Origin of the sequence: Lentibacillus populi, assembly GCA_014642895.1 — a bacterium.
Taxonomy (GTDB): Bacteria; Bacillota; Bacilli; order Bacillales; family Amphibacillaceae; genus Lentibacillus_C; species Lentibacillus_C populi.
In genome coordinates, this window is sequence record BMJD01000087.1 from 1 (window position 1) to 5293 (window position 5293).

The window sequence follows — 5293 nt, forward strand, 5'->3', positions numbered from 1 at the left end:
GAATCCTTCGGGAGGACGCTAGTGGAACGAGCGGCGGACGGGTGAGTAACACGTGGGCAACCTGCCTGTAAGATCGGGATAACTCCGGGAAACCGGGGCTAATACCGGATAATACTTTTTCTCGCGTGGGGAGAAGTTGAAAGATGGCTTCGGCTATCGCTTACAGATGGGCCCGCGGCGCATTAGCTAGTTGGTAGGGTAACGGCCTACCAAGGCAACGATGCGTAGCCGACCTGAGAGGGTGATCGGCCACACTGGGACTGAGACACGGCCCAGACTCCTACGGGAGGCAGCAGTAGGGAATCTTCCGCAATGGACGAAAGTCTGACGGAGCAACGCCGCGTGAGTGATGAAGGTTTTCGGATCGTAAAACTCTGTTGTGAGGGAAGAACAAGTACCGTTCGAAGAGGGCGGTACCGTGACGGTACCTCACCAGAAAGCCCCGGCTAACTACGTGCCAGCAGCCGCGGTAATACGTAGGGGGCAAGCGTTGTCCGGAATTATTGGGCGTAAAGCGCGCGCAGGCGGTCTTTTAAGTCTGATGTGAAATCTCGCGGCTCAACCGCGAGCGGTCATTGGAAACTGGAGGACTTGAGTGCAGAAGAGGAGAGTGGAATTCCACGTGTAGCGGTGAAATGCGTAGAGATGTGGAGGAACACCAGTGGCGAAGGCGACTCTCTGGTCTGTAACTGACGCTGAGGTGCGAAAGCGTGGGGAGCGAACAGGATTAGATACCCTGGTAGTCCACGCCGTAAACGATGAGTGCTAGGTGTTAGGGGGTTTCCGCCCCTTAGTGCTGAAGTTAACGCATTAAGCACTCCGCCTGGGGAGTACGGCCGCAAGGCTGAAACTCAAAAGAATTGACGGGGGCCCGCACAAGCGGTGGAGCATGTGGTTTAATTCGAAGCAACGCGAAGAACCTTACCAGGTCTTGACATCCTCTGCTAGCGCTAGAGATAGCGTGTTCCCTTCGGGGACAGAGAGACAGGTGGTGCATGGTTGTCGTCAGCTCGTGTCGTGAGATGTTGGGTTAAGTCCCGCAACGAGCGCAACCCTTGATCTTAGTTGCCAGCATTCAGTTGGGCACTCTAAGGTGACTGCCGGTGACAAACCGGAGGAAGGTGGGGATGACGTCAAATCATCATGCCCCTTATGACCTGGGCTACACACGTGCTACAATGGATGGAACAAAGGGCAGCGAAGCCGCAAGGTGAAGCAAATCCCATAAAACCATTCCCAGTTCGGATTGCAGGCTGCAACTCGCCTGCATGAAGCCGGAATCGCTAGTAATCGCGGATCAGCATGCCGCGGTGAATACGTTCCCGGGCCTTGTACACACCGCCCGTCACACCACGAGAGTTGGCAACACCCGAAGTCGGTGAGGTAACCATTTGGAGCCAGCCGCCGAAGGTGGGGCCAATGATTGGGGTGAAGTCGTAACAAGGTAGCCGTATCGGAAGGTGCGGCTGGATCACCTCCTTTCTAAGGATAACTACGGAACGTGAAAGAGTCATCTTTCATAAGCCATACTGGGTTGTTTGGTTCAGTTTTGAGAGAGTAATTTCTCTTTCTATATAACATATGGATGGGCCTGTAGCTCAGCTGGTTAGAGCGCACGCCTGATAAGCGTGAGGTCGGTGGTTCGAGTCCACTCAGGCCCACCATCTATAAGAGAGTCACGGGGCCTTAGCTCAGCTGGGAGAGCGCCTGCTTTGCACGCAGGAGGTCAGCGGTTCGATCCCGCTAGGCTCCATTTTTGTACCTTGAAAACTAAATAAGAGAAAGACAAACAACGACATCAAACGTAATAGCGTTTTTAGAGCTTAGAAAATAGTTAAGTGAAGAAGGGCGCACGGTGGATGCCTTGGCACTAGGAGCCGAAGAAGGACGGGACTAACACCGATATGCCTCGGGGAGTCGTAAGTAGACTGCGATCCGGGGATTTCCGAATGGGGGAACCCACTGCTCGTAATGGAGCAGTACCTGTATCTGAATACATAGGATACAGGAGGCAGACCCGGGGAACTGAAACATCTCAGTACCCGGAGGAAGAGAAAGCAAACGCGATTTCCTGAGTAGCGGCGAGCGAAACGGAATCAGCCCAAACCAAAAGGCTTGCCTTTTGGGGTTGTAGGACACTCCACCAGGAGTTATCAAGAAATGTGTTAGACGAATCGATCTGGAACGATCAGCCAAAGCAGGTAAGAGCCCTGTAGTTGAAAAGGCATTTCCTCCGGAGTGGATCCTGAGTACGGCGGAACACGTGGAATTCCGTCGGAATCCGGGAGGACCATCTCCCAAGGCTAAATACTCCCTAGTGACCGATAGTGAACCAGTACCGTGAGGGAAAGGTGAAAAGCACCCCGGGAGGGGAGTGAAAGAGAACCTGAAACCGTGCGCTTACAAGTAGTCGGAGCACATTGATGTGTGACGGCGTACCTTTTGTAGAATGGACCGGCGAGTTACGATCGTATGCAAGGTTAAGTGGAAGACACGGAGCCGCAGCGAAAGCGAGTCTGAACAGGGCGAATGAGTATGCGGTCGTAGACCCGAAACCGTGTGATCTACCCATGTCCAGGGTGAAGGTCAGGTAACACTGACTGGAGGCCCGAACCCACGTATGTTGAAAAATGCGGGGATGAGGTGTGGGTAGGGGTGAAATGCCAATCGAACACGGAGATAGCTGGTTCTCTCCGAAATAGCTTTAGGGCTAGCCTCAAGGATAGCGAGTACTGGAGGTAGAGCACTGATTGGACGAGGGGCCCTCACCGGGTTACCGAATTCAGTCAAACTCCGAATGCCAGCTACTTCCCCTTGGGAGTCAGACTATGGGTGATAAGGTTCATAGTCGAAAGGGAAACAGCCCAGACCGCCAGCTAAGGTCCCCAAGTATACGTTAAGTGGAAAAGGATGTGGCGTTGCCCAGACAACCAGGATGTTGGCTTAGAAGCAGCCATCATTTAAAGAGTGCGTAATAGCTCACTGGTCGAGTGACACTGCGCCGAAAATATACCGGGGCTAAACGTATCACCGAAGCTGCGGATCCAGAGGTCAGATATCAGAGGCCGGAAGTCGGAAAAAGAGAGTGAATAGAAGATGATAAAAAGTTACCAAGAATTAAGAGTTTATAAAATCTCTTATCGGCTTGCGTTACAAGTTCATCAAATCACCCTAGAATTTCCAGACTTCGAAAAGTATGAACTTGGAAGTCAATTAAGAAGAGCAGCTACTTCCATACCCGTAAATATTGCTGAAGGGTATGGTAAGAAAAGTACGATTGCTGATTTTAAAAGGTTTTTGTTGATAGCACAGGGGTCTAAAGATGAGGTAAAGGTTTTATTAGAATTATCTAAGGATCTTCAATATATCAACAATGAGACTTTCGAGGAATTGTTTAACCAGTATGATGATTTAGGAAAGCAACTTTATTCAATGATCCAAAAATGGGTTTAAAGTAAATCTGACATCTGGTTTCTGATATCTGACTTCTGTGATGGTAGGAGAGCGTTCCAAGTGCTGCGAAGTCAGACCGTGAGGACTGGTGGAGCGCTTGGAAGTGAGAATGCCGGTATGAGTAGCGAAAAAAGAGTGAGAATCTCTTTCACCGAATGCCTAAGGTTTCCTGAGGAAGGCTCGTCCGCTCAGGGTTAGTCGGGACCTAAGCCGAGGCCGAAAGGCGTAGGCGATGGACAACAGGCAGATATTCCTGTACCACCTCATGACCGTTATGTAGCGATGGGGAGACGCAGTAGGATAAGGAAAGCGCACCGATGGATGTGTGCGCCCAAGCAGTAAGAGAGCTGGATAGGCAAATCCGTTCAGCAATCTCAAGCTGTGATGGGGAGTGAACATGAGTAGCGAAGTTCCTGATTTCACACTGCCAAGAAAACCCTCTAGCGAGGTCACAGGTGCCCGTACCGCAAACCGACACAGGTAGGCGAGGAGAGAATCCTAAGGTGATCGGGAGAACTCTCGTTAAGGAACTCGGCAAAATGACCCCGTAACTTCGGGAGAAGGGGTGCTTCATTTACATGGAGCCGCAGTGAATAGGCCCAAGCGACTGTTTAGCAAAAACACAGGTCTCTGCGAAGCCGAAAGGCGAAGTATAGGGGCTGACACCTGCCCGGTGCTGGAAGGTTAAGGGGAAGCGTTAGTGCCAATGGGTGCGAAGCGCAGAACCGAAGCCCCAGTAAACGGCGGCCGTAACTATAACGGTCCTAAGGTAGCGAAATTCCTTGTCGGGTAAGTTCCGACCCGCACGAAAGGTGCAACGACTTGGGCACTGTCTCAACGAGAGACCCGGTGAAATTATACGATGCGTGAAGATGCGCATTACCCGCGACAGGACGGAAAGACCCCGTGGAGCTTTACTGTAGCCTGATATTGCATGTTGGTACAGCTTGTACAGGATAGGTGGGAGCCTTAGAACCCGGAGCGCCAGCTTCGGTGGAGGCACCCGTGGGATACCACCCTGGCTGTACGGACATTCTAACCCAGGACCGTCATCCGGTTCGGAGACAGTGTCAGGCGGGCAGTTTGACTGGGGCGGTCGCCTCCTAAAAGGTAACGGAGGCGCCCAAAGGTTCCCTCAGAATGGTTGGAAATCATTCGTAGCGTGTAAAGGCAGAAGGGAGCTTGACTGCGAGACCTACAAGTCGAGCAGGGACGAAAGTCGGGCTTAGTGATCCGGTGGTTCCGTATGGAAGGGCCATCGCTCAACGGATAAAAGCTACCCCGGGGATAACAGGCTTATCTCCCCCAAGAGTTCACATCGACGGGGAGGTTTGGCACCTCGATGTCGGCTCATCGCATCCTGGGGCTGTAGTCGGTCCCAAGGGTTGGGCTGTTCGCCCATTAAAGCGGTACGCGAGCTGGGTTCAGAACGTCGTGAGACAGTTCGGTCCCTATCCGTCGTGGGCGTTGGAAGTTTGAGAGGAGCTGTCCTTAGTACGAGAGGACCGGGATGGACACACCGCTGGTGTACCAGTTGTTCCGCCAGGAGCATAGCTGGGTAGCTACGTGTGGCAAGGATAAGTGCTGAAAGCATCTAAGCATGAAGCCACCCTCAAGATGAGACTTCCCACTTCCAGAGGTCAGAGTTCAGAAGCCAGAAGTCAGAGAAAAAGCTTTGGCTGGGAAGGTTCAGGATGAATGAATCCGACCTCCGGTTTCTGACATCTGACCTCTGGAAGGTAAGATCCCTCAGAGACGATGAGGTAGATAGGTCCGAGGTGGAAGCGTGGTGACACGTGGAGCTGACGGATACTAATCGATCGAGGACTTAACTATAACC

The 5293-nt window shown here is 52.2% G+C and carries 2 tRNA genes and 2 rRNA genes; all 4 read left to right on the forward strand.

Going from position 1 to position 5293, the window contains the following annotated elements:
- Positions 1 to 1482: ribosomal RNA gene (locus IEX12_RS22740) — 16S ribosomal RNA — on the forward strand; the annotation flags it as partial.
- Between the two features lie 105 nt (positions 1483 to 1587).
- Positions 1588 to 1664 (forward strand) — tRNA-Ile (locus IEX12_RS22745).
- 16 nt (positions 1665 to 1680) lie between these two features.
- A tRNA-Ala gene (locus tag IEX12_RS22750) sits at positions 1681 to 1753 on the forward strand.
- A 79-nt stretch (positions 1754 to 1832) separates the two neighbouring features.
- A 23S ribosomal RNA gene (locus tag IEX12_RS22755) occupies positions 1833 to 5289 on the forward strand.
- The last annotated feature ends 4 nt before the right edge of the window (positions 5290 to 5293 follow it).